Origin of the sequence: Lysobacter enzymogenes (assembly GCF_017355525.1) — a bacterium.
Lineage (GTDB): Bacteria > Pseudomonadota > Gammaproteobacteria > Xanthomonadales > Xanthomonadaceae > Lysobacter > Lysobacter enzymogenes_C.
Genome location: NZ_CP067395.1, coordinates 4,699,880 through 4,719,092 on the forward strand (window position 1 = coordinate 4,699,880; position 19,213 = coordinate 4,719,092).

Below are 19,213 nucleotides of genomic sequence, written 5' to 3' on the forward strand. Positions count from 1 at the left end.
GGCAGGCGGAAGGGAAACGGGAACGGGCCCGCCGACGCGCAGCGTCGGCGGGCCCGGTTCGTTTGCGACCACGCCGGCCGTCGCCGCGCTTGTGTAAGCTCGCAACGAGCGCCTGCATCGCAGACGGCGATTGCCTGCCCCGCGCGCCCGCTCGCGCCGCGCCCGCCCCCCACTCCGAACCGGACCTTCCCATGCCTTTGGACTGGCGTACCCGACTCGCCCACCCCGACGCCTCCGCGCCCGCCGGCTTCCGTTCCCTGGCCACCCCCGTGTACCGCGGCTCGACCACCCTGTTCGACAGCGCCGCCCACGTGCACGACCACTGGGACCGGCGCGAGACGCCGTACACCTACGGCCTGTACGGCACCCCGACCACGCTGGAACTGGCCGCGCGCATCGCCGAACTCGAAGGCGGCGGCCACTGCTTCATCGCCCCGGGCGGGCAGGCGGCGATCAGCCTGGTCAACATCGCCGTGCTCAAGGCCGGCGGCCACGTGCTGATCCCGGACTGCATCTACGGCCCGCACCGCGAGTTCGCCGACCGCTGGCTCAGCCGCTGGAACATCCGCGCCGAGTACTACGACCCGCTGGCCGGCGCCGGCATCGCCGCGCAACTGCGGCCGGAAACCCAGCTGGTGTGGTGCGAAAGCCCGGGCTCGGCGACGATGGAAGTGCAGGACGTTCCCGCCATCGCCGCCGCCGCCCACGCCGCGGGCGTGCCGGTCGCGCTCGACAACACTTATGCGGCCGGCGTGTTGTTCGACGCGTTCGGCCACGGCGCCGACATCGCCGTGCAGGCGCTGACCAAGTACATCGGCGGCCACAGCGACCTGCTGCTCGGCTCGGTCACCGTGCGCGACGAAGCGCTGTACCAGGCCATCGGCGACGCCCACCAACTGCTAGGCATGGGCGCCTCGCCCGACGACTGCAGCCTGGCCTTGCGCGGCCTGCAGACGCTCGGCGTGCGCCTGGATCATCTGCAGCGCAGCACGCTGGAGGTCGCGCAGTGGCTGCAAACGCAGCCGCGGGTCGCGCGGGTGCGCCATCCGGCGCTGCCCGGCAGCCCCGGGCACGAGATCTGGAAGCGCGATTTCACCGGCTCGGCCAGCGTGTTCTCGGTCGAGTTCGATCCCGCGCTGACGCAGGACGCGTTGGTCGCCTTCATCGACCGGCTGCGCCTGTTCAAGATCGGCTACAGCTGGGGCGGCACCACCAGCCTGGTCGTGCCGCAGTTCTCGCTGCACCGCGACCTGCCGCGCGCCGGCCGCAACCTGGTGCGCTTCAACATCGGGCTGGAACGCAGCGAAGACCTGATCGACGACCTGCGCGTTTCGCTGGCGCAGCTGCCGGCCTGATGCCGGCGCCGGCGTTCGCGCCCTTGTGGGCGCCGACGCCGGCGGGCTGCGGAAACGGGGATCCGCGCACAGTCCGGATGTCGACCGCGCCGCAATGGGGGCCATGTTGCGGCGCGCGGCGGCGCCTACCATCGGAGCGGCGCATCGTCTGCGCAGCCGCAGCGGTGCGCGCAACCCAGCCATCGACACACCGAAGGAGAGGACGATGAAGATGCAAGGAAGGACGCTTGCGGCGATCGCCGCGTTCGTTTTCGGCGCCACCGCCACGCTCGGCGCGAGCGCCGCGGGCGGCGCCTGCGAGGAATGCTGGAGCGACTACTACCGCTGCAAGAACACGCCGGAGTACTGCGACGGCCGCTTGAACGAATGCCTGCTGCGAGGCGACGGCAAATATCCCTGCCCGTTGTGACCGGCGCCGGCGCGAGCCGGGCGATGTTCCGCGACGGCCGCCGGTTTCGGCGGCCGTCGCGCATGCGCGCAGCGCTCCGCCGCATCCGCGGCGCATGCGCGATCCGCTCCGCCAGATCGTTGGCCGGCGGCGATGCGGGTCGAAGCGCTGAACACCTCAGACGGACGCATCAGCGCATGGAATGCATATCCATTGCATGTCGAATGAATACGTCGTGCTCGCATAATGCATCACGTCATGTCCAGGCCGCCTGGTCCTTGCCTTCGTCCCGGAAAAAGCGGCTATGGTGTGCGTTTAGTCAGCCTCGTACGTCCCGCTTCCGGAGCGATCGATGAAGAACCAACGCATGACCCTGAGCCTGGACGCCGGCGAAATGTCCGAGCTCGAACAGATGGCCAGGCGCGGCAACTCCAACAAGACCGAAGTGATCCGGCGCGCCCTGCGCATCTACATGCTGATGGAACAGATGCGCGCGGACGGCAAGGAGCTGCACGTGCAGGATCAGCCCGGCTCGCGCCAGCTCGAACGCTTGGTGTTCGTCTGACCGCGGCGGCCGGCGTTCGCCGAGCGCGGCGACCGGTCGCGGCAACGCCGCCGCGCCTTAACCGATCCGCGCCGCGCCGATATTGATCCGAATCAAGTTCCGCGCGTTCCGCAGCGCAGCGCCGCAGCGCGCCACGCCGCGCTATTGCCGCTGGGCACGAATCGCTCCATGCTGCGCGCACTACGGCCCGTCCGCCTGCGAGTGAGCGCGATGTCCTCCAAATCCAGCGACGCCGTCCCGGCCGCGCAGCCGCGGCTGCTGCTGGTCGACGACGACGCCGACATCCTCGCGCTGTTGGCGCGCTACCTCGGCGCCAACGGCTGCAAGACCGCGGCCGCCGCCAGCGCGGCGCAGGCGCGCGCGGCGGTGGCCTTGGGCGGCATCGATCTGGTCCTGCTCGACCTGGGCCTGCCCGACGAAGACGGCCTGTCGCTGCTGCGCCATCTGCAAACCCAATGGCGCGGCCCGGTGATCGTGGTCAGCGGCCGCGGCGACGCGGTCGACCGCGTGGTCGGCCTGGAACTGGGCGCCGACGATTACCTGGCCAAACCCTTCGATCTGCGCGAACTGCTGGCGCGGGTGCGCTCGGTGCTGCGGCGCGCGTCCGCGCCGGCGCTGGCGCCGGCAGGCGAGAGCCTCGCGTTCGAGGGCTTCCGCCTGGAGCTGTCCGCGCGCCGGCTGACCGACGCGGCCGGCGCCGAAATCGCCTTGACTACCGGCGAATTCCAGCTGCTGCGCGCGTTGTTGCAGCGGCCGCAGCAAGTGCTCAGCCGCGACGAGCTGATGAACGCGCTGCACGGCCGCGAGGCCGGGCCGTACGACCGCACCATCGATGTCGCGGTCGGCCGCCTGCGGCGCAAGCTCGAATCCGATCCGTCCGCGCCGAGCCTGATCAAGGCCGTGCGCGGCGCCGGCTATCTGTTCGCCGCCGCGGTCAGCGCGACATGAGCGCCGACGCCTCCTTCGACGGCCTGTTCGAAGCGGTGCCCGACGCGCTGCTGCTGGTCGACGGCGACGGCCGCATCGTCCAGGCCAACGCCCAGGCCGAGCGCCTGTTCGGCTATGCGCCGGGTGAGTTGCTGGGCAAGGACGTGGAGGCGCTGATCCCGTCCGCCGCGCGCGAGCGCCATCGCGGCTATCGCCAGCACTACATGGCGCGTCCGCACGTGCGGCCGATGGGCGTGAGCGGGCAGAGCCTGATCGGCCTGCGCCCGGACGGCACCCAGTTTCCGGTGGAAATCGCGCTGAGCCCGATCGGCGGCGCGCACGGGCCGCGCTATCTGGCTTCGGTGCGCGACATCTCCGAAACCCAGCGCGCGCGCCAGGCGCTGGTGCGCGCGCGCTACGACGCGCTGGCCGCGCGCATCGGCCAGCTCGCGCTGGAAGCGCAGGACGAGTCGGGCGTGGTCGATGCCTTGCCGCGCTTGCTCGCCGATGCGCTCGACATTCCGGCGGTGGCGGTGCTGTTCGTGTCCGGCGACAGCCAGAGCGTCGAGATCCGCGCCAGCGTCGGCCTCGACGACGATGCCGCGGCGCCGGCGCTGGACGAAGCCGCGCTGCTGGCCGACGTCGGCGCCGGCGAAACCCGGGTGGTCGACGATTTCGCCGCCGCCGCTTCGCGTTTTCCGTTGCGCGCCGCCGCCGGCAGCGGCGTGCTGGTGCCGCTGTTCGACCGCGGCCGGCCGATGGGCGCGCTGCTGGCGCGCGCGCCGCGGCCGCGCCATTTCGATCACGACGCGCTGCACTTGTTGCGGTCGGTCGCGCACCTGGCCGCCGCGTTCGTGCAGCGCCGCCGCACCGAGGAGCAACTGGCGCATTCGCAGCGGCTGGACGCGATCGGCCAGCTCACCGGCGGCATCGCCCACGACTTCAACAATCTGCTGACGGTGATGTCCGGCAGCCTGCAATTGCTGGAACTGGAATGCGCCGACACGCCCGAGGCCGGCGAGCTGATCGCCAGCGCCTTGCGCTCGGCCGGCCGCGGCGCCGAGCTCACCGGCAAGCTGCTCGCGTTCGCGCGCCGCCAGCGGCTGAGCCCGCGCGCGGTCGACGTGCCGGCGCTGCTGCGCGATGTCGAAAGCATGCTCAAGCGCACCCTCGGCGACAGCGTGCACCTGCACGTGGAATGCGTCGCGCCGCTGGCGGCGGCGTATGCCGACCCGAGCCAGCTGGAGGCGGCGCTGCTGAACCTCGCGCTCAACGCGCGCGATGCGATGCCGCGCGGCGGCGAGATCGCGATCGAAGCCCGCGCGCACGAAGCCGCCGCGCGCCCTGGCGGCGACGACGACGGCGAACTGGCGGCCGGCGATTACCTGCGCATCCTGGTCGCCGACACCGGCCGCGGCATGGCCCCGGAGACGCTGGCGCGGGCGATGGAACCGTTCTTCACCACCAAGGAAGCCGGGCGCGGCAGCGGCCTGGGCCTGAGCATGGTCTACGGCTTCGCCAAACAGAGCGGCGGCGACCTGCGCATCGACAGCGCGTTGGGCTACGGCACCCGGGTGGAACTGTTCCTGCCGGCCGCGCGCGCGCCCGCGGCCGCGCCGGCGCCGCCGGGCGGCGCGCACGCGCCGGGCCGCGGCGAGACCGTGCTGGTGGTCGAGGACGACGCGGCGGTGCGGGCGATCGCGCTGGCGTTCCTGCGCGCCTCGGGCTATCGCGCCGCCGCGGTGGCCAGCGCCGGCGAAGCCCTGCGCTATCTGGCCGGCGACGGCGAAGCGGCGGCGATGTTCAGCGACGTCATGCTCGGCGAGGGCATGAACGGCAAGGACCTGGCGGCCGCGGCGCGGCGTTTGCGGCCGGGCCTGCCGGTGGTGCTGACCTCGGGTTACGAGACCGAAACCGCGAACGCCGGCGAAGCGTTCGACTTGCTGCGCAAGCCGTACCGGCGCGAGCAGGTGGCCGCGGCGATCGCGCGCGCGATCGGGCCGCGGCGCGAGGGCGGCTGATGCATGCCGCTACGAAGGCGCGTGATTGTGGGGCGGCCTTCAGTCCGACGCCTTCGGCTCCGGCGCGACTCGGCCGCATTGCGATCTGATCGAAAAGCGTTGGGGCTGAAGCCCCTGCAGAAAACCGAACCCACGGTCCTGTCGCGTCAGTGCACCCGGCCGCCGACAGCGAGCAACTCGCTGAGCGCGGCGCGGTCGCGCAGAACGATTTCGCGGCCCGCCACTTCGATCAGCCCGCGTGCTTGCAGGCGCGACAACGAGCGCGTCACCGTTTCCAACGTCAGCGACAGGAAATTGCCGAGTTCGGCGCGGGTCATGCGCAACTGCAGGCGTTCGCCGCTGAAGCCGAGCGCGTGCAGGCGCGCGGCCAGGTCGAACAGGAAGGTCACCACGCGCTGGTCGGCGCCGAGCGTGCCCAGCGCCAGCATCCAGGTCCAGTCGCGGCGGATCTCGCCCGCGAGCAACGCGGTGATGCGCTCCTGGAACTGCGGCAGCTCGTGGCGCAAGCGCGCGAACGGCACTTCCCACAGCTCGCCGGTGTCCAGCGCGACCGCGTCGCAGGCGTAGGCGCTCATGTCCAGCGCGTCCAGGCCGAGCAGGTCGCCGCGCAGGCGGAAGCCGGTGATCTTCTCGCGTCCGTCTTCGCTGACCAGCGCGGTCTTGAAGCAGCCGGCGTGGACCAGATACAGCGCCGTGCGCGGCTGCCCGGCGCGGAACACATGCTGCTTGGCGCGCACCCGCCGGCGTTGCAGCGGCCAGCCGCGGCGCAGCAGCTCGCGTTGCAGCCACGACTCCAGGCCGTCGTCTCCGGCTTGCGCCGCGTCGGCGCAGGCGGCAGCGGAGTCGGGTTCGGCATAAGCGGCGTGTTCGAGCAACATGGCGGCGGTTCCGGTTCGGCGTTTTGGCTGGGCACAGGCTAGACGCGCGGCTGCGCGCGCCGATTCGGCGGCGGTAACCAGCGGTAACGGTTTGTAACGCGCCCGCGGCGCCGCCGATGCGCGCGCACGGACTTGATCCCGATCAAGAAAGCCGCGCGCCGCGCGGGCAAAGTGGAACGCCTGCGGGTGCGGCCCGCGTCCGCCGGAAGCCCCGTGACCCGCCTGACCCGATTCACCGATGCGCATGCCGTCGACCTGTGGGACCGGCGCTTCCGCTGGCGCAGCGGCGAGCGCCTGCGCGACCGCACGGTCGACGCGACCTGGCAGCGGGTCGCCGCGGCGCTCGGCGGCGGCGGCGGCGACGCCGGCTATTGGCGCAGCCGTTATGCCGCCGCGTTCGGCGCCTGGCAGATCCTGCCCGACCCGCGCCTGCTGCGCCGCGCCGGCACCGAGCGCGCGGTGCCGCCGCTGCGCGCGCCGCGCGCGGCGCTCAACGCCGGCGCGTTCGTGCTCGAACCCGGCGGCGCGCGCGCGCGTTTCGATTTCGAACGGTTCGCCGCGGTCGCGGCGCTGGCGGTGCGCCTGCTCGACGACGCGGCCGAAGCGTTCGGCGCGGACGCCACGGCGCCGTTGCGCCTGGAAGTGGGCCTGATCGGGCTCGCCGACGCGTTCGCGCTGATGGGCGTGGATTATCTCGGCGAACGCGCGCCGCCGCTGGCGCAGTCGGTCGCGCGGTCGTTGGCCCTGGGCGCCCTGCAAGGCGCGGCGCGCCTGGCACGCGAGCGCGGCGAGCGCGGCGACGGCGCGCCGCTGGCGCGGCTGTGGGCCTCGCGCGAGGCGCCGGCGGTGTTGCTGGATGCGGCTGCGAACAACCGCCGCCATGCGCGCCTGACCCGGTTGCGGCCGCAGCCGTCGCTGGCGCGGTTGGCGAACGGCGCCAGCGACGGGATCGAGCCGGCGTGCGCGCGGGTCGGCGCGGGCGAGGGCGCCACGACGCACGCCTTGCGTACGGCGCGGGCCGCCATCGCCGCAGCGATGCAGCCGTGGATCGACGCGCCGCTGCGAACGCGGCCGTAGCGGCGGTCGCCCCCTGTAGGAGCGGCGCGAGCCGCGACCGCGAAACCGCGACTACGACGAAACCGACGCGATCCCGCGTCTGCTCAACGGCGAGCCGCGGCTCGCGCCGTAAGCGCGGTTTCGCGGTCGCGGCTCGCGCCGCTCCTACAAGGGGGAGCAGGCGTAGCGTCCTCAGTGCCCGAAGAACACCGGCAACTGCGCCGATTGCAGCAACTCCCGGGTGACGCCGCCGAGCACCCATTCGCGCAGCCGCGAATGCCCGTAACCGCCGGCGACCAGCAACTGCACGCCGCTGCGTTCGGCGTAGTCCAGCAGCGCGACGGCGACGTCGCGGTCGCCGCCGCGCAGGCTGACCAGATCGGTCGGAATGCTGTGGCGGACCAGGTGCGCGACCATGCGCCGTGCCGAATCCAGCGCCGGATCGTCGTCGCCCTGACCGATCACCACCAGTTCCACCAGCCCGGCTTCGGCCAGCAGCGGCAGCGCGTCGTGCACCGCGCGGGTGGTCTGGCGCGTGGGCTGCCAGGCGATCATCGCGCGCCGCAGCGGCAGGGTCGGGCCACTGTTCGGCGGCACCACCAGCAGCGGCCGGCCGGATTCGAGCAGCAGCGCGGTGAACCACGCATGCAGCGCGGCGACGCCGTGGGCGCGGCCGCCGATGCCGGCGAGCACGCAGACATCGGCGTCGAAGGCTTCGCGCGCGACCGTATGCGGCGCATCGGCGTACAGCGCTTCGACCACGCGCGCGTCCCAACTCACGGTTTCGTCGTCGAGGCGGTTCTTCAAGTCGGCCAGGCGCTGCTGCCCGTGCTCGCGCAATTCCTCGTAGACCGCACCGCAGGTCGGATCCGGAACCAGATCCCAGGCGTGGCCGATCGGCACCGGCAGATCGACGCTTTCCAGCACCGCCAGACGCGCGCTGTGGCGCGCGGCCAGCTTCACCGCCAGACGCAGCGCATCGGCATCGCCGGCGTCGCCGGTCATCGCAATCATCAGGTCCTTGTACATCGGCGTTCTCCGCGGCCGCGGCCGGCCCTTGCCCGCAGTACAGCCGGCTGCGCGCGCGAGGGATTGACCCGGATCAAGCCGCGGCGGTGACCGGCAGCAGCGTTCGCCGCGCGCGGGCGGCATCGGAGGCGGGCGGAGCGGTCGCCGTGCATGGCGACGCGGGTCGTGGCGCCGGCCAAAGCGACCGCCGCGCGCATGGCGGCGGCCGGATCGGTGGGCGGCTTGACCTGGATCAACACGCCGCCGGCCCTGTTGGCTTGCAATGCTCGCAGATTCCCCGGGAGCCGGCCGTGAAAACTCCGCCAGCGCAGCTCGATGAACGCGGCCTCCGCGGCGCCGCCAGGCCGCGCTGGAGCGCGGCGCTGCTGCGCCGCATCGCGCTGACTATCGCCGCCAAGCTGGCGTTGCTGACCGCGCTGTATCTGCTGTTCTTCTCGCCCTCGCACCGCCCGCCGGTCGACGCCGGCGCGGTCGACCGGCTCCTCCTGCACTCAAGGTGATCCCATGCCGGACCTGTACGTCGTCGATCTGTCGCGCCTGCAATTCGCGCTGACTGCGCTCTACCACTTCCTGTTCGTGCCGTTGACCATCGGCCTGGCGCTGATCCTGGCGATCATGGAAAGCGTCTACGTGATGAGCGGGCGCGTCATCTGGAAACAGATGACCCGGTTCTGGGGCGTGCTGTTCGGCATCAACTTCGCCATGGGCGTGGCGACCGGCATCACCATGGAATTCCAGTTCGGCACCAACTGGGCCTATTACTCGCACTACGTCGGCGACATCTTCGGCGCGCCGCTGGCGATCGAAGGGCTGATGGCGTTCTTCCTGGAGAGCACCTTCGTCGGCTTGTTCTTCTTCGGCTGGGACCGGCTCAGCAAGCTGCAGCACCTCACTGTGACCTGGCTGACCGCGCTCGGCGCGAACCTGTCGGCGCTGTGGATCCTGATCGCCAACGGCTGGATGCAGAACCCGGTCGGCGCCGAATTCAACTTCCACACCATGCGCATGGAGATCACCGACTTCGCCGCGGTGGTGTTCAACCCGGTCGCGCAGGCCAAGTTCGTCCACACCGTCAGCGCCGGCTACGTCACCGGCGCGATGTTCGTGCTGTCGATCAGCGCCTGGTACCTGCTGCGCGGGCGCAACGTCGAGATCGCCAAGCGTTCGATGGTGGTGGCGGCGAGCTTCGGTCTCGCCTCGGCGCTGTCGGTGGCGGTGCTCGGCGACGAGAGCGGCTACACCGCCTCGGAAAACCAGAAGATGAAGGTCGCCGCGATCGAAGCCGAGTGGCGCACCCATCCGGCGCCGGCCGCGTTCACCCTGTTCGGCCTGCCGAACATGCAAACGCGCGAGACCGAATACGCCGTGCGCATTCCCTGGGCGATGGGCCTGATCGCCACGCGTTCGCTCGACAAGGAGGTGCCCGGCATCCACGACCTGGTCGAGGAGAATCGCGAACGCATCCGCCGCGGCATCGTCGCCTATCAGGCGCTGCGCGAACTGCGCGCCGACCGCGACAACCCCGACAAGCAAGCTGCGTTCCTGGCCGTGCGCGAGGACCTGGGCTTCGGCCTGCTGACCTTGCGCTACACCCTGGATCCGGCCACCGCCAGCGAAGCGGTCATCGACCGCGCCGCGTGGAGCACGGTGCCGAACGTGCCGGTGCTGTTCTGGTCGTTCCGGATCATGGTCGGCTTGGGCTTCTTCTTCATCGTCCTGTTCGCCGCGGCGTTCTATCTGGCCGCGCGCAACCAGCTGGAAAAACGCTGGTTCCTGCGGCTGGCGCTGTGCAGCCTGCCGCTGCCGTGGGTCGCGGCGGAACTGGGCTGGATCGTCGCCGAATACGGCCGCCAGCCCTGGGCCATCGACGGCGTGCTGCCGACCTTCCTCGGCGTGTCGGCGACCAATTCGACGCAAGTGATCGTTAGCCTGATCGGCTTCGTCGTGCTCTACACCGGGCTGGCCGTGGTCGACGCGGTGCTGATGCTGCGCGCGATCCGCTCCGGGCCCGACCGGCTGAAGTTCTGGCCCGCCACCCGCCAAGCCCACGCCGCGCACACCGTCTGAGGCCCCGTCATGATCGATTACGAACTGTTGCGCGAACTGTGGTGGCTGTTGCTCGGTGTGTTGCTGATCGGCTTCGCCGTCACCGACGGCTACGACCTGGGCCTGGGCGCGATCCTGCGCCTGATCGGCCGCGACGATGTCGAGCGGCGCATGGCGCTGGAAGCGATCGAGCCGAACTGGGAAGGCAACCAGGTCTGGTTCATCCTCGGCGGCGGCGCGGTGTTCGCGGCCTGGCCGCTGCTGTACGCGGCCTCGTTCTCGGCGTTCTACTTCGCCATGTTCCTGCTGCTGGTGGCGCTGATCCTGCGTCCGGTCGGCTTCGCGTTCCGCAACCGCCTGCCGCATGCGCGCTGGCGCGGCGCCTGGGACTGGGCGCTGACCATCGCCGGCGCGGTGCCGTCGCTGGTGTTCGGCGTGGCCTTCGGCAATCTGTTCCTCGGCGTGCCGTTCCACTTCACCGACGAACTGCTGCCGGTGTTCGACGGCAGCTTCCTCGGCCTGTTCCATCCGTTCGCGCTGCTGGCCGGCGCGGTCAGCCTGTCGATGCTGGTCATGCACGGCGCCAGCTATGCCGCGATGCGGGTCGAGGACCCGGTCGGCGCGCGCGCGCGGCGCATCGCCCGCATCGCCGCGTTGGCGGCCGCGGCTGCGTTCGCCGCGGGCGGCGTGTGGCTGCGCACGCTGCCGGGTTCGGCCATCGTAGGCGCCTGGAGCACTGGCGCGCCGTCGGATCCGCTGGCCAAGCAGGCGATCGCGGTCGACGGCGGCTGGTTGGCGAACTATGCCCTGCAGCCGTGGCTGATCGCGCTGCCGGCGCTGGCGTTCGCGGCCTTGCTGGCGGTGGCGCTGCTGGGTTCGCGCAAGTGGAGCTTCATCGCCAGCGGCACGGCGGTGGCCTGCATCATCCTCACCGCGGGCGCGTCGCTGTTTCCGTTCCTGCTGCCCTCGGCCACCGATCCCGCGCACGGCCTGACCGTGTGGGACGCCTCGTCGAGCCAGCGCACGCTGGGCATCATGCTGGTCGCCGCGGCGATCTTCCTGCCGCTGATCCTGGCCTACAGCGCGTGGGCGTTCCGGGTCATGCGCGGCACCGTCACCCGCGCCCACGTGCAGGCGCAGGGCGAACACGAAGGAGGTTACTGATGTGGTACTTCGCCTGGATCCTGGGGCTGGCGCTGGCGTGCAGCTTCGGCGTGCTCAACGCTATGTGGTTCGAGATGCGCGAGGACGAAGAACAAGCGCGCGGCGAAGCGCAGCGGGGACGCTGATGGACGCGGCAGCGTCCGGCGGCTGGGCGCGCGCGCTGTCGCTGCTGCTGGCGGCGGCGCTGTCGCTGGCCTTGCTGTTGCTGCCGGCGATGCGCGGCGCCGGGCTGAGCCCCGGCGCGCACGGCCTGTTGACGCCGCTGGTGATGGCGATCTGCGCCGGCTTCGTCCACGGCGTCGGCTTCCGACCGCGCCGCGGCTGGGCGCGGGCGCTGCTGCATCCGCTGTTGTTGTGGCCGCTGATGCTGGGATTGGCGGCGCTGTGGACGCGCAGCCTGCTGTGACCGCCGCGGCCGGCGCTCAGCGCTGCGCGGTGGCGAGCTTGACGGCGAGCCCGGCGAACACGGTCGCAGCGACGCGGTTCATCCAGCGCTGCGCGCGTTCGGAACGGACCAGATGCCGGCCGATCGCGCCCGCGCTCAGCGCGAGCGCGCCGAACACCAACGCGGTGGCGACGATGAAGGTCGCGCCCAGCGCCAGCATCTGCAAGGTCACCGGGCCGGCCTGCTGGTCGACGAACTGCGGCAGGAAGGCGAGGAAGAAGATCGACACCTTGGGGTTGGCGACGTTCATGACGATGCCGCGCAGGTACAGCTTGCCGGCGCCGCCGCGCGCGCCTTCGCCGTCCCCGACCCGCATCGCCGGCGCGCGCAGCGACTGCCAGGCCAGATACAGCAGATAGGCAGCGCCGGCGTACTTGAGCAGCTCGTAGGCCACGCGCGAGCGTTCGAACAGCGCGGCGACGCCCAGCGCCACTGCGGCGGTATGGACCAGTAGGCCGGTGCACAACCCCAGCACCACCCACAGGCCAGCGCGCTTGCCGCGCAGCGCGGACTGGGTCAGCACGAACACGTTGTCCGGGCCCGGCACGACGGCGAGGAACAGCGCGGTGGCGAAGAAAGCGGTGAGGGTCTGCGGGTCCACGATGGGCTCCGGTGCGGGGATAGCCCATTGGAGGCGAGCGCGCCGCCGCGCGCAAGCGGCGCCTCGCCGCCGTACCGGTTCAGACCATGACCCGCCCGCCGGCCACGTCGAGCACCGTGCCGGTGATCCAGGCCGAGGCGTCGCTGAGCAGGAACAGCGAGGCCATCGCCACGTCGGCCGGTTCGCCGAGGCGGCCGAGCGGGAACGCCGCCAGCATCTGCGCCTGCCGTTGCGGCGGCAGGTTCGCGCGGGTGCGTTCGGTCAGCACCGCCGACGGCGACAGGCAGTTGGCGCGCAGGCCGCGCGGCCCGAGTTCGTGGGCGAGCTGTCGGGTCAGCGCGATCACCCCGGCCTTGGCCGCGGCGTAACCCGCCGGTGCGCCGGCGACGACGCGCGCGCCGGCCGAGGCCATCGTCAACAGCGCGCCGCTGCCGCGCGCGAGCATGCCGGGCAGAAAACACTTCACCGTGAAAAACGTCGCGGTGAGGTTGTGGTCGAGGCTGGAGCGCCACTCGCGTTCGTCGATCTCGTGCACCGGCATCGGCCGGCCGCTGCCGCCGCCGGCGAAGGCGAGGACGAAATCGGGCGCGCCGAACCGCGCCAGCACGGCGTCGCGCATCGCTTCGACCTGGGCCAGTTCGGCGCAGTCGGCGGCGAAGGTATCGGCCTCGCCGCCGGCCTCGCGCAGCGCCGCGGCGCTCGCCGCGAGCGCGTCCGGGTCGCGGCCGTTGAGCGCCACGCGCACGCCGTTGCGCGCCAGCGCCAGCGCGGTGGCGGCGCCGAGCCCGCGCGAGCCGCCGGTGACCAATGCGGTCTTGCCGCGCAGATCGGCGAAGGCGGGAATCGCGGCGGACGGCGCGGGATGCTCAGACGCGGCATTCATGGGTGCGCACTTCCAGGTTGTGGCGGTCGGGATCGAAGAAGTACAGCGACTCGGCCACGCCCATCGCGCCGGCCTGCGGCCCGCTGCGTCCGTCGCGCTGGAACGGCCCGGCGCCGTAAGCGATGCGTTGCGCGAACAGGCGCTCGCGCACGCGCTCGAACCCGCTGCGATCCAGGCGGAAGGCGAGATGGACGCTGTCGCGCGGCGGCTCCTGCAGCAAAGCCAGGGTGGTGCCGGCATCGACCCGCAGCACCCGCAACACCGCGCCGGCGTGCTCGTCGTGCAGGCCGAGGATGTCGCGATAGAAGCGCGCCGATGCTTCGGCGTCGGCGACGCGCAGAATCATGTGGTCCAGGTGCATCGCAACGCTCCGGAGGGGGACGGCGAGGGCGGGATGCGGCGGCGCGACGCTTGTTGCGCGGCCGGCGCGGATGGCAGTCTAGGCGCCGCCGCGGCCGCGGCCCACCGACGCGCGGGCATGGCCGCCATTCGCGAACGCATCGCGCAAACCGGAACGACGACGATGGATTGGGACGACCTCAAGATCGCCTTGGCGATCGCGCGCCACGGCAGCCTCAGCGCGGCGGCGCGCGCGCTCGGCAGCACCCAGCCCACGGTCGGCCGGCGCCTGGACGCGCTCGAGCAGGGCCTGGGCGCGAAACTGTTCGAACGCGAAGCCGGCGGCATGCGCGCCAACGCGCTCGGCCGCAGCCTGCTGGAAGGCCTGGAGCAGATGGACGCCGGCGCGCTGGCGGTGCAGCGGCGCATCGCCGCGCGCGATACCGGGCTCGACGGCGCGTTGACGGTGACCAGCCTGGATTGGCTCGGCGACGAAGTGGTCGCGCCGATGCTGGCGCGCTTCGGCGCCTTGCATCCGGGCGTGGATCTGGAACTGGTCAACGACGTGCGGGTGTTCAATCTGGCCCGGCGCGAAGCCGATCTGGCGTTCCGCTTCGGCCCGTTCGCGCAGGAGAATCTGATCGAGCGCCGGATCGGCGAAGTCGCTTACGCGTTGTACGCGAGCCAGGCCTATCTCGACCGCCACGGCCGGCCCGATCCGGCCGACGGCTGCGACGGCCACGCCCTGGTGCTGATGGATCGCGCCGCCGGCGCGGTCGCGCACGAAGCCTGGCTGCCGCCGCTGGCGCCGCGCGCGCGGGTGGCGCTGCGCGCCAACGGCCTGCGCGCGCATCTGTCCGCGGTGCGCGAAGGCGCGGCGATGGCGGTGCTGCCGTGCTGGCTCGGCGAACGCGAGCCGGACCTGCGGCGCCTGGATCTGGCCCCGCAGCCGGTGGTGCGCGCGGTGCGGGTCGGCTTCCATTCGGACATGCGGCAAACCCCGCGCCTGCGCGCGCTGGTGGATTTCGCCGTCGCCGAATTCGAACGCGAGGCCGACCGCCTGTGCCCACCCGCCCTGCGTCCGCAGACGCGCCCCCTGTAGGAGCGGCGCAAGCCGCGACAACGCACCTGCGGTGCCACCGCGAGCACACAACGAAAACGAGGCGTTAACGTAATCTCGACCACGCTGAAGCGCGCCTGCACGCGCCTGCGCATCGTCACCGCGAAACAACTTCGCCTGCGCGAGGATCGATCCACGAGCTCGGGTTCCCCGATGCGCCACATGCCGCAGGAGGTTTCGCATGCTGCACTATGCCGTCGTATTCTTCGTCATCGCCCTGATCGCCGCCGTGCTGGGCTTCACCGGCATCGCCGGCGCCGCCAGCAACATCGCCTGGATCCTGTTCGTGGTGTTCGTGGTGCTGGCGGTGATCTCGTTGCTGCGCGGCCGCCGTCCGGTGGCGTAAACCGCAGCGTAAGCCGGGCATTCGCCCTTCGCGGCGCGCCGCTCAAGCGCCGCATGCAGCCGGGCCGGTTCGCCGGCCCGGCTTCGTTTTGCGGCGCTCAGCCGCGCAGTCCCATCGCGGCGCACGCCAAGGCCGCCAACGAACTCAGGCTGCGCACGTGGTTCCAGCGCATCCAACGCGAGAGATAGCCGGCCCAACGCGCCGCGGCGTCGGCGCCGTCCGTATCGACCCGGGCCAAAGCATCGTTCATCGGCACATTGCGCACGACGGTGACGGCGAAAGTCCCGGCGCAGTACAGCAGGCTCGCCGCCGCCGCCCATAGCGCCGGCCGCAACGGCCACGCCGCGAACGCCAGTGCGGCGGTCAACAGCGACAGCGGCGCAAGGCCCACGAATACCGGCAGAAACAGGCGGTTCAGCACGACCCGGTTGATCGCCTGCATCGCCGCGACCGCCTGCGCCGGCGGTCGCTGCGCCAGCGCGTCCATCACGCAGATCGAGAACGCGTAGAAGAAGCCGGCCATCAGGCCGAGCAGCAGGGTCTCGACGAAGGCCAGGGCGTGCACCACGGCGGCGAGGTCCATGACGCGCTCCGCAAACGCCGCGACGGCGCGGCGCGGGCGATGGTAGCGCCGCGCTCGGCGCCGCCGGCTACCGTCCGGCGGGCGATGACAAAGCTCAGCGGCGCGTCGTCTTGGGTCTCGCGCGCGTGGCCGGCGCCAAGGCCGCGCGGAAGTGCGGGGCCTGGGCGCGCAGGTACGTCCACAGCCGTTCGGCCACCGGCCCGTGCGCGCGGTCGGCGCGGCGCGCGGCGACCACGCGCTCGCTGCGCCCCGGCAGGTAGCGGCCGGCGATCGACAGCAGCCGCCCGTCGCGCAATTCCTCCTCGACCAGAAACCCCGGCATATGGCCCCAGGCCAGGCCGTGCGCGATCAGATCCTTCTTCATCAACTGATCGGCCACCGTGCATTGCGGCGCGCCGTCGATGGTGAAGTAGTCCACCGGCGGCGAATGCCGCGCGCTGTCGCGCATGACGCATTGGGTGAGGCCGCGCAACTGGTCGGGGCGAATCGTGCGGTCGATGGGGAAGGGCAGGAAGCCGGGCGCGACCACCGGCACCATCGTCGCTTCGCCGAGCGCGATCGCGTCCACGCGCGCGTCGCCGGCGTCGATGCGGTGCACGATCAGGTCGGCGCTGCCGTCGAGCAAACGCTCGCGCGGCCCGCTGACCGATTCGAAGTGCAGGTGCAGGCGCGTATTCGAACACTGCGCGAAGAAGCGGCCGAGCACCGCCAGCGCCTGCGGGCGCGGGCACAGGTCGCCGAGCACGATATGCAGCTCGCTTTCCTCGCCCATCGCGAGGTGCTCGGCATGCGCGCGCAGTTGTTGCAGTTCGCCGAGCAGGCCTTGCGCGCGGCGCTGGAACGAGCGTCCGGCCGCGGTCGGCGCGACCCGGTAGCCGCTGCGGTCGAGCAGTTCCAGGCCGAGCTGGCGTTCCAGCCGCGCGACCGCGGCGAACACCGCCGGGTGCGAACGGTGCAGCGCCGCCGCGGCGGCCTGGAAGCCGCCGGCCCGGACCACCGCGTCGAAGCATTGCAGGTCGTGCAGGGTGAATCCGGACATGTCCGCTTTATCTACAAGGATATTGCGATCTTTGTAATATCAATCCGGGCGCCCGGCAACCAGGATGCACGGCATGCGGCGGCATCGTCCCGCGATGCCCGAGCCGCGATACCGATCTTTCCAGGAGTCCGTCCGTGTCCACTTCCGCCAGCGTTTCCTCGCACATCCTCACCGGCGACGGCGTCCGCATCGCCTACCGCTTCGACGGCGATCCCGGCCTGCCGGTGCTGCTGCTGTCGAACTCGATCGCCACCGACCTGCATATGTGGGACGCGCAGATCCCGGCGTTGAGCCGGCGCTTTCGCGTGCTGCGCTACGACGCGCGCGGCCACGGCGCGTCCGATGCGCCGGCCGGCGCCTATTCGCTCGACCGGCTCGGCCGCGACGTGCTGGAACTGCTCGACGCGCTGCGCCTGGACAGGGTGCACTTCCTCGGCCTGTCGCTCGGCGGCTTCGTCGGCCAGTGGCTGGCGGTGCGCGCGCCCGAGCGCATCGACCGGCTGGTGCTGAGCAACACCTCGGCCCATCTCGGCCCGGCGGCGGTATTCGACGAGCGCATCCGCGAGGCCGAGGCGGCGACCGACATGCGCGCCATCGCCGAGCAGTTTCTGCGCAACTGGTTTCCCGAGGCGATGCTGGAAGCGCGCGACCCGCGGGTGGAACCGTTCCGCAGCGCGCTGCTGAAGCAAAGCGCGACCGGCCTGGCCGGCAGCTTCGCCGCGGTGCGCGACGCGGACCTGCGCCGCACGCTCGGCCTGATCGCCGCGCCGACCTTGGTCATCGCCGGCGAGTTCGATCCGGTGGCCTTGCCCGAACACGGCCGCGCCATCGCCGCGGTGGTGCCCTGCGCGCGCCTGATTACGCTGCCGGTGGTGCATATGGCCAACGTAGAAAGCGCCGATGCGTTCGAGCAGGCCGTAGTCGATTTCCTGACCGCGGCTTGAACCTCGGTTTGCGCGACCGCCGGCGCGGTCGCGTCGCCGGCTTTGGAGTATCGTCGGTCGGTCCTTCCGCCCGCAGCGCGCTCATGACCGACCAACGCGAACGCCGCAAGGCCGATGCCAGACTGGTAAGCCCGGTGGGTCTGCGCGCCGGCCTCAACCGCGCTCAGCTCGACGCCTTGGCGACGCTGGAACAACTCGGCTGGGAGCTGCGTTTCGTGCGCCGGCCGATGTTCCTGGATCCGATCCCGGTGGTGTTCCAGCGCGACGGCGAGCGTTTCGTGGTGGTCGAGGCCGACGGCTCGTTGAACGAGAATCCGGGCTTCCGCATCCGCCGCTGAGCGCGGCGCTGAACGCCGGCCCAGCGCCGCGGCGCGCTTACGCAAAAGATACCCGCGCTTCGCGCGCGGCTTACGATTGAAATTCTTTAATCCTTCCGCCAGCACCACGACAGCCCGGCGGACTGAGGATCACAGGCACGCGTCCGGCAGCCGCGATCGTCGCTGACATCCCGTCAGCCTCCTCAGAAGGAGTCCGAAGCATGTTCGCCTTGTCCTGTCATCGTCCGTCCCATCGCCGTCGCCTCGCCGCCGCGGCGCTGGCGCTCGTCTTGCCGGTTGCGGCCCTGTCCGCGAATGCGTTCGAACGCCACGGCGGCGCGTTCGAGCCGCAGCGCGCGCCGCACGGCTACCAGCGCATGGAGCCGCCGCGCGGCGTCGAGCTGCGCCCGCACCAGTTCGACCGCGGCTACTTCGCCCACAACTTCCAGGCCCGGCGCGGCTACCGCATCGGCCCCTGGCGCGCGCCGCCGGGCTTCGTCTACCGGCGCTGGAGCTACGGCGAATTCCTGCCGCGCGCGTACTGGGGGCCGGAGTTCGTGCTCGCCGATTTCTGGCTGTTCGGCCTGGACATCCCGCCGGTCGGCTACGAATGGGTGCGCTACGGGCCCGACGCGCTGCTGATCGATCTGCGCAGCGGCGAAGTGGTGCAGACCGTGTACGACAACTTCCTGTGAGCGCGCGCCGGAGCCGCGGCTCCGGCGCGGCCGCCTCGCGATCCCTCCCTGTCCGATTTCCCGCAACGGAGCCGCTCCGATGAATCCCCGTCTCGCTGTGTTCGCGGCGGTCGCCGCATTCGCGTTGTCCGTCCTGCCGGCGTTCGCCGCCCCGCCCAAACCGGCGCCGCAACCCGCTGCCTTGCCGAGCTACGAATCGCTCGACAGCAACGGCGACGGCGTGGTGACCTTGCCCGAGGTGACGGTGCGCGCGCCGGAACTGGCCAAGCGCATCGTCCATTGCGATGCCGACCGCGACCGCCGGCTCAGCCGCGAGGAATACGCGGCCTGCAAACCGGCGCCGCCGCCGCCGCACGCCGGCTGAGCCGGCGCGCTGCGCACCGGCGCACCGTTCGCCGCCGCGCGCGGACGCTTGCATGCGCGATGCATGTTTTCGCCGTATTCCTGCGGCCGCGGCGCGGTGGTAGCCTGC

The 19,213-nt window shown here is 71.6% G+C and carries 24 protein-coding genes; 17 read left to right on the forward strand and 7 right to left on the reverse strand.

The features are described 5' to 3' along the window. Positions 1-191: 191 nt before the first annotated feature. From JHW38_RS19805 to JHW38_RS19825, 5 genes are all read left to right on the forward strand, one after another. A complete protein-coding gene (locus JHW38_RS19805; RefSeq protein WP_207523034.1) occupies positions 192-1,355 on the forward strand; it encodes a cystathionine beta-lyase in 1,164 nt (387 codons plus the stop codon). A gap of 205 nt (positions 1,356-1,560) precedes the next feature. Beyond that, complete coding sequence (locus tag JHW38_RS19810) at positions 1,561-1,764, forward strand: hypothetical protein (protein WP_207523035.1); 204 nt, start codon at positions 1,561-1,563, stop codon at positions 1,762-1,764. A gap of 331 nt (positions 1,765-2,095) precedes the next feature. Next, complete coding sequence (locus JHW38_RS19815; RefSeq protein ID WP_207523036.1) at positions 2,096-2,308, forward strand: ribbon-helix-helix protein, CopG family; 213 nt, start codon at positions 2,096-2,098, stop codon at positions 2,306-2,308. 210 nt (positions 2,309-2,518) lie between these two features. Further along, positions 2,519-3,256: a response regulator gene (locus JHW38_RS19820; RefSeq protein WP_207523037.1), complete on the forward strand. Its 738-nt coding sequence runs from the start codon at positions 2,519-2,521 to the stop codon at positions 3,254-3,256. After that, a complete protein-coding gene (locus JHW38_RS19825) occupies positions 3,253-5,256 on the forward strand; it encodes a PAS domain S-box protein (protein ID WP_207523038.1) in 2,004 nt (667 codons plus the stop codon). Before JHW38_RS19820 ends, JHW38_RS19825 begins: the two co-directional genes overlap by 4 nt. 146 nt (positions 5,257-5,402) lie before the next feature. On the opposite strand, the gene JHW38_RS19830 is transcribed toward JHW38_RS19825, so the two are convergent. After that, the gene (locus tag JHW38_RS19830) at positions 5,403-6,134 is read right to left on the reverse strand and encodes a helix-turn-helix domain-containing protein (protein WP_207523039.1); all 732 of its coding nucleotides are present in this window, start codon (positions 6,132-6,134) and stop codon (positions 5,403-5,405) included. A 213-nt stretch (positions 6,135-6,347) separates the two neighbouring features. Between JHW38_RS19830 and JHW38_RS19835 the strand changes: the two genes are divergently transcribed. Continuing rightward, positions 6,348-7,211, forward strand: coding sequence for a hypothetical protein (locus JHW38_RS19835; RefSeq protein ID WP_207523040.1), 864 nt, complete (start codon positions 6,348-6,350; stop codon positions 7,209-7,211). Between the two features lie 171 nt (positions 7,212-7,382). Here the strand turns inward: JHW38_RS19835 and JHW38_RS19840 are convergent, their stop codons facing one another. After that, positions 7,383-8,219: a universal stress protein gene (locus JHW38_RS19840; RefSeq protein WP_207523041.1), complete on the reverse strand. Its 837-nt coding sequence runs from the start codon at positions 8,217-8,219 to the stop codon at positions 7,383-7,385. Positions 8,220-8,305: 86 nt separating this feature from the next. On the opposite strand from JHW38_RS19840, the gene cydP reads away from it, so the two are divergent. The 5 genes from cydP to JHW38_RS19865 are packed head-to-tail and all read left to right on the forward strand — an operon-like array spanning position 8,306 to position 11,835. Then, positions 8,306-8,719: a cytochrome oxidase putative small subunit CydP gene (cydP, locus tag JHW38_RS19845; protein ID WP_207523042.1), complete on the forward strand. Its 414-nt coding sequence runs from the start codon at positions 8,306-8,308 to the stop codon at positions 8,717-8,719. Positions 8,720-8,723: 4 nt separating this feature from the next. Then, positions 8,724-10,286 (forward strand): cytochrome ubiquinol oxidase subunit I, encoded by a 1,563-nt coding sequence (locus JHW38_RS19850; protein ID WP_207523043.1) that lies wholly within the window; start codon positions 8,724-8,726, stop codon positions 10,284-10,286. Between the two features lie 9 nt (positions 10,287-10,295). Further along, positions 10,296-11,429, forward strand: a complete 1,134-nt coding sequence (cydB, locus tag JHW38_RS19855) for a cytochrome d ubiquinol oxidase subunit II (protein WP_207523044.1) — start codon at positions 10,296-10,298, stop codon at positions 11,427-11,429. After that, positions 11,429-11,554, forward strand: a complete 126-nt coding sequence (cydX, locus tag JHW38_RS19860) for a cytochrome bd-I oxidase subunit CydX (protein ID WP_207523045.1) — start codon at positions 11,429-11,431, stop codon at positions 11,552-11,554. The genes cydB and cydX overlap by 1 nt, the downstream gene beginning before the upstream one ends. Then, positions 11,554-11,835, forward strand: coding sequence for a cyd operon YbgE family protein (locus JHW38_RS19865; RefSeq protein WP_207523046.1), 282 nt, complete (start codon positions 11,554-11,556; stop codon positions 11,833-11,835). Before cydX ends, JHW38_RS19865 begins: the two co-directional genes overlap by 1 nt. A gap of 16 nt (positions 11,836-11,851) precedes the next feature. Here JHW38_RS19865 and JHW38_RS19870 read toward each other — a convergent pair whose 3' ends face one another. From JHW38_RS19870 to JHW38_RS19880, 3 genes are all read right to left on the reverse strand, one after another. Next, positions 11,852-12,475 (reverse strand): LysE family translocator, encoded by a 624-nt coding sequence (locus JHW38_RS19870; RefSeq protein WP_207523047.1) that lies wholly within the window; start codon positions 12,473-12,475, stop codon positions 11,852-11,854. Between the two features lie 79 nt (positions 12,476-12,554). Then, positions 12,555-13,358, reverse strand: coding sequence for an SDR family NAD(P)-dependent oxidoreductase (locus JHW38_RS19875; RefSeq protein ID WP_207523048.1), 804 nt, complete (start codon positions 13,356-13,358; stop codon positions 12,555-12,557). Continuing rightward, on the reverse strand, positions 13,342-13,719 hold the full coding sequence (locus tag JHW38_RS19880; protein WP_207523049.1) for a VOC family protein: 378 nt from the start codon (positions 13,717-13,719) through the stop codon (positions 13,342-13,344). The genes JHW38_RS19875 and JHW38_RS19880 overlap by 17 nt, the downstream gene beginning before the upstream one ends. A gap of 117 nt (positions 13,720-13,836) precedes the next feature. Between JHW38_RS19880 and JHW38_RS19885 the strand changes: the two genes are divergently transcribed. Next, on the forward strand, positions 13,837-14,799 hold the full coding sequence (locus JHW38_RS19885) for a LysR family transcriptional regulator (RefSeq protein WP_207523050.1): 963 nt from the start codon (positions 13,837-13,839) through the stop codon (positions 14,797-14,799). Between the two features lie 199 nt (positions 14,800-14,998). Beyond that, on the forward strand, positions 14,999-15,163 hold the full coding sequence (locus JHW38_RS19890; protein ID WP_207523051.1) for a DUF1328 domain-containing protein: 165 nt from the start codon (positions 14,999-15,001) through the stop codon (positions 15,161-15,163). A 97-nt stretch (positions 15,164-15,260) separates the two neighbouring features. Here the strand turns inward: JHW38_RS19890 and JHW38_RS19895 are convergent, their stop codons facing one another. Further along, positions 15,261-15,746 (reverse strand): DUF1772 domain-containing protein, encoded by a 486-nt coding sequence (locus tag JHW38_RS19895; protein WP_207523052.1) that lies wholly within the window; start codon positions 15,744-15,746, stop codon positions 15,261-15,263. Between the two features lie 94 nt (positions 15,747-15,840). Beyond that, complete coding sequence (locus tag JHW38_RS19900) at positions 15,841-16,785, reverse strand: LysR family transcriptional regulator (RefSeq protein WP_207523053.1); 945 nt, start codon at positions 16,783-16,785, stop codon at positions 15,841-15,843. Positions 16,786-16,919: 134 nt separating this feature from the next. Between JHW38_RS19900 and pcaD the strand changes: the two genes are divergently transcribed. The 4 genes from pcaD (at position 16,920) to JHW38_RS19920 (ending at position 19,105) form a co-directional block, all read left to right on the forward strand. Beyond that, the gene (gene pcaD / locus JHW38_RS19905; RefSeq protein WP_207523054.1) at positions 16,920-17,729 is read left to right on the forward strand and encodes a 3-oxoadipate enol-lactonase; all 810 of its coding nucleotides are present in this window, start codon (positions 16,920-16,922) and stop codon (positions 17,727-17,729) included. An 83-nt stretch (positions 17,730-17,812) separates the two neighbouring features. Then, positions 17,813-18,067, forward strand: coding sequence for a hypothetical protein (locus JHW38_RS19910; protein ID WP_207523055.1), 255 nt, complete (start codon positions 17,813-17,815; stop codon positions 18,065-18,067). Between the two features lie 200 nt (positions 18,068-18,267). Then, positions 18,268-18,741, forward strand: a complete 474-nt coding sequence (locus JHW38_RS19915) for an RcnB family protein (RefSeq protein ID WP_207523056.1) — start codon at positions 18,268-18,270, stop codon at positions 18,739-18,741. Between the two features lie 79 nt (positions 18,742-18,820). After that, positions 18,821-19,105 (forward strand): hypothetical protein, encoded by a 285-nt coding sequence (locus JHW38_RS19920; RefSeq protein ID WP_207523057.1) that lies wholly within the window; start codon positions 18,821-18,823, stop codon positions 19,103-19,105. Positions 19,106-19,213 lie beyond the last annotated feature (108 nt).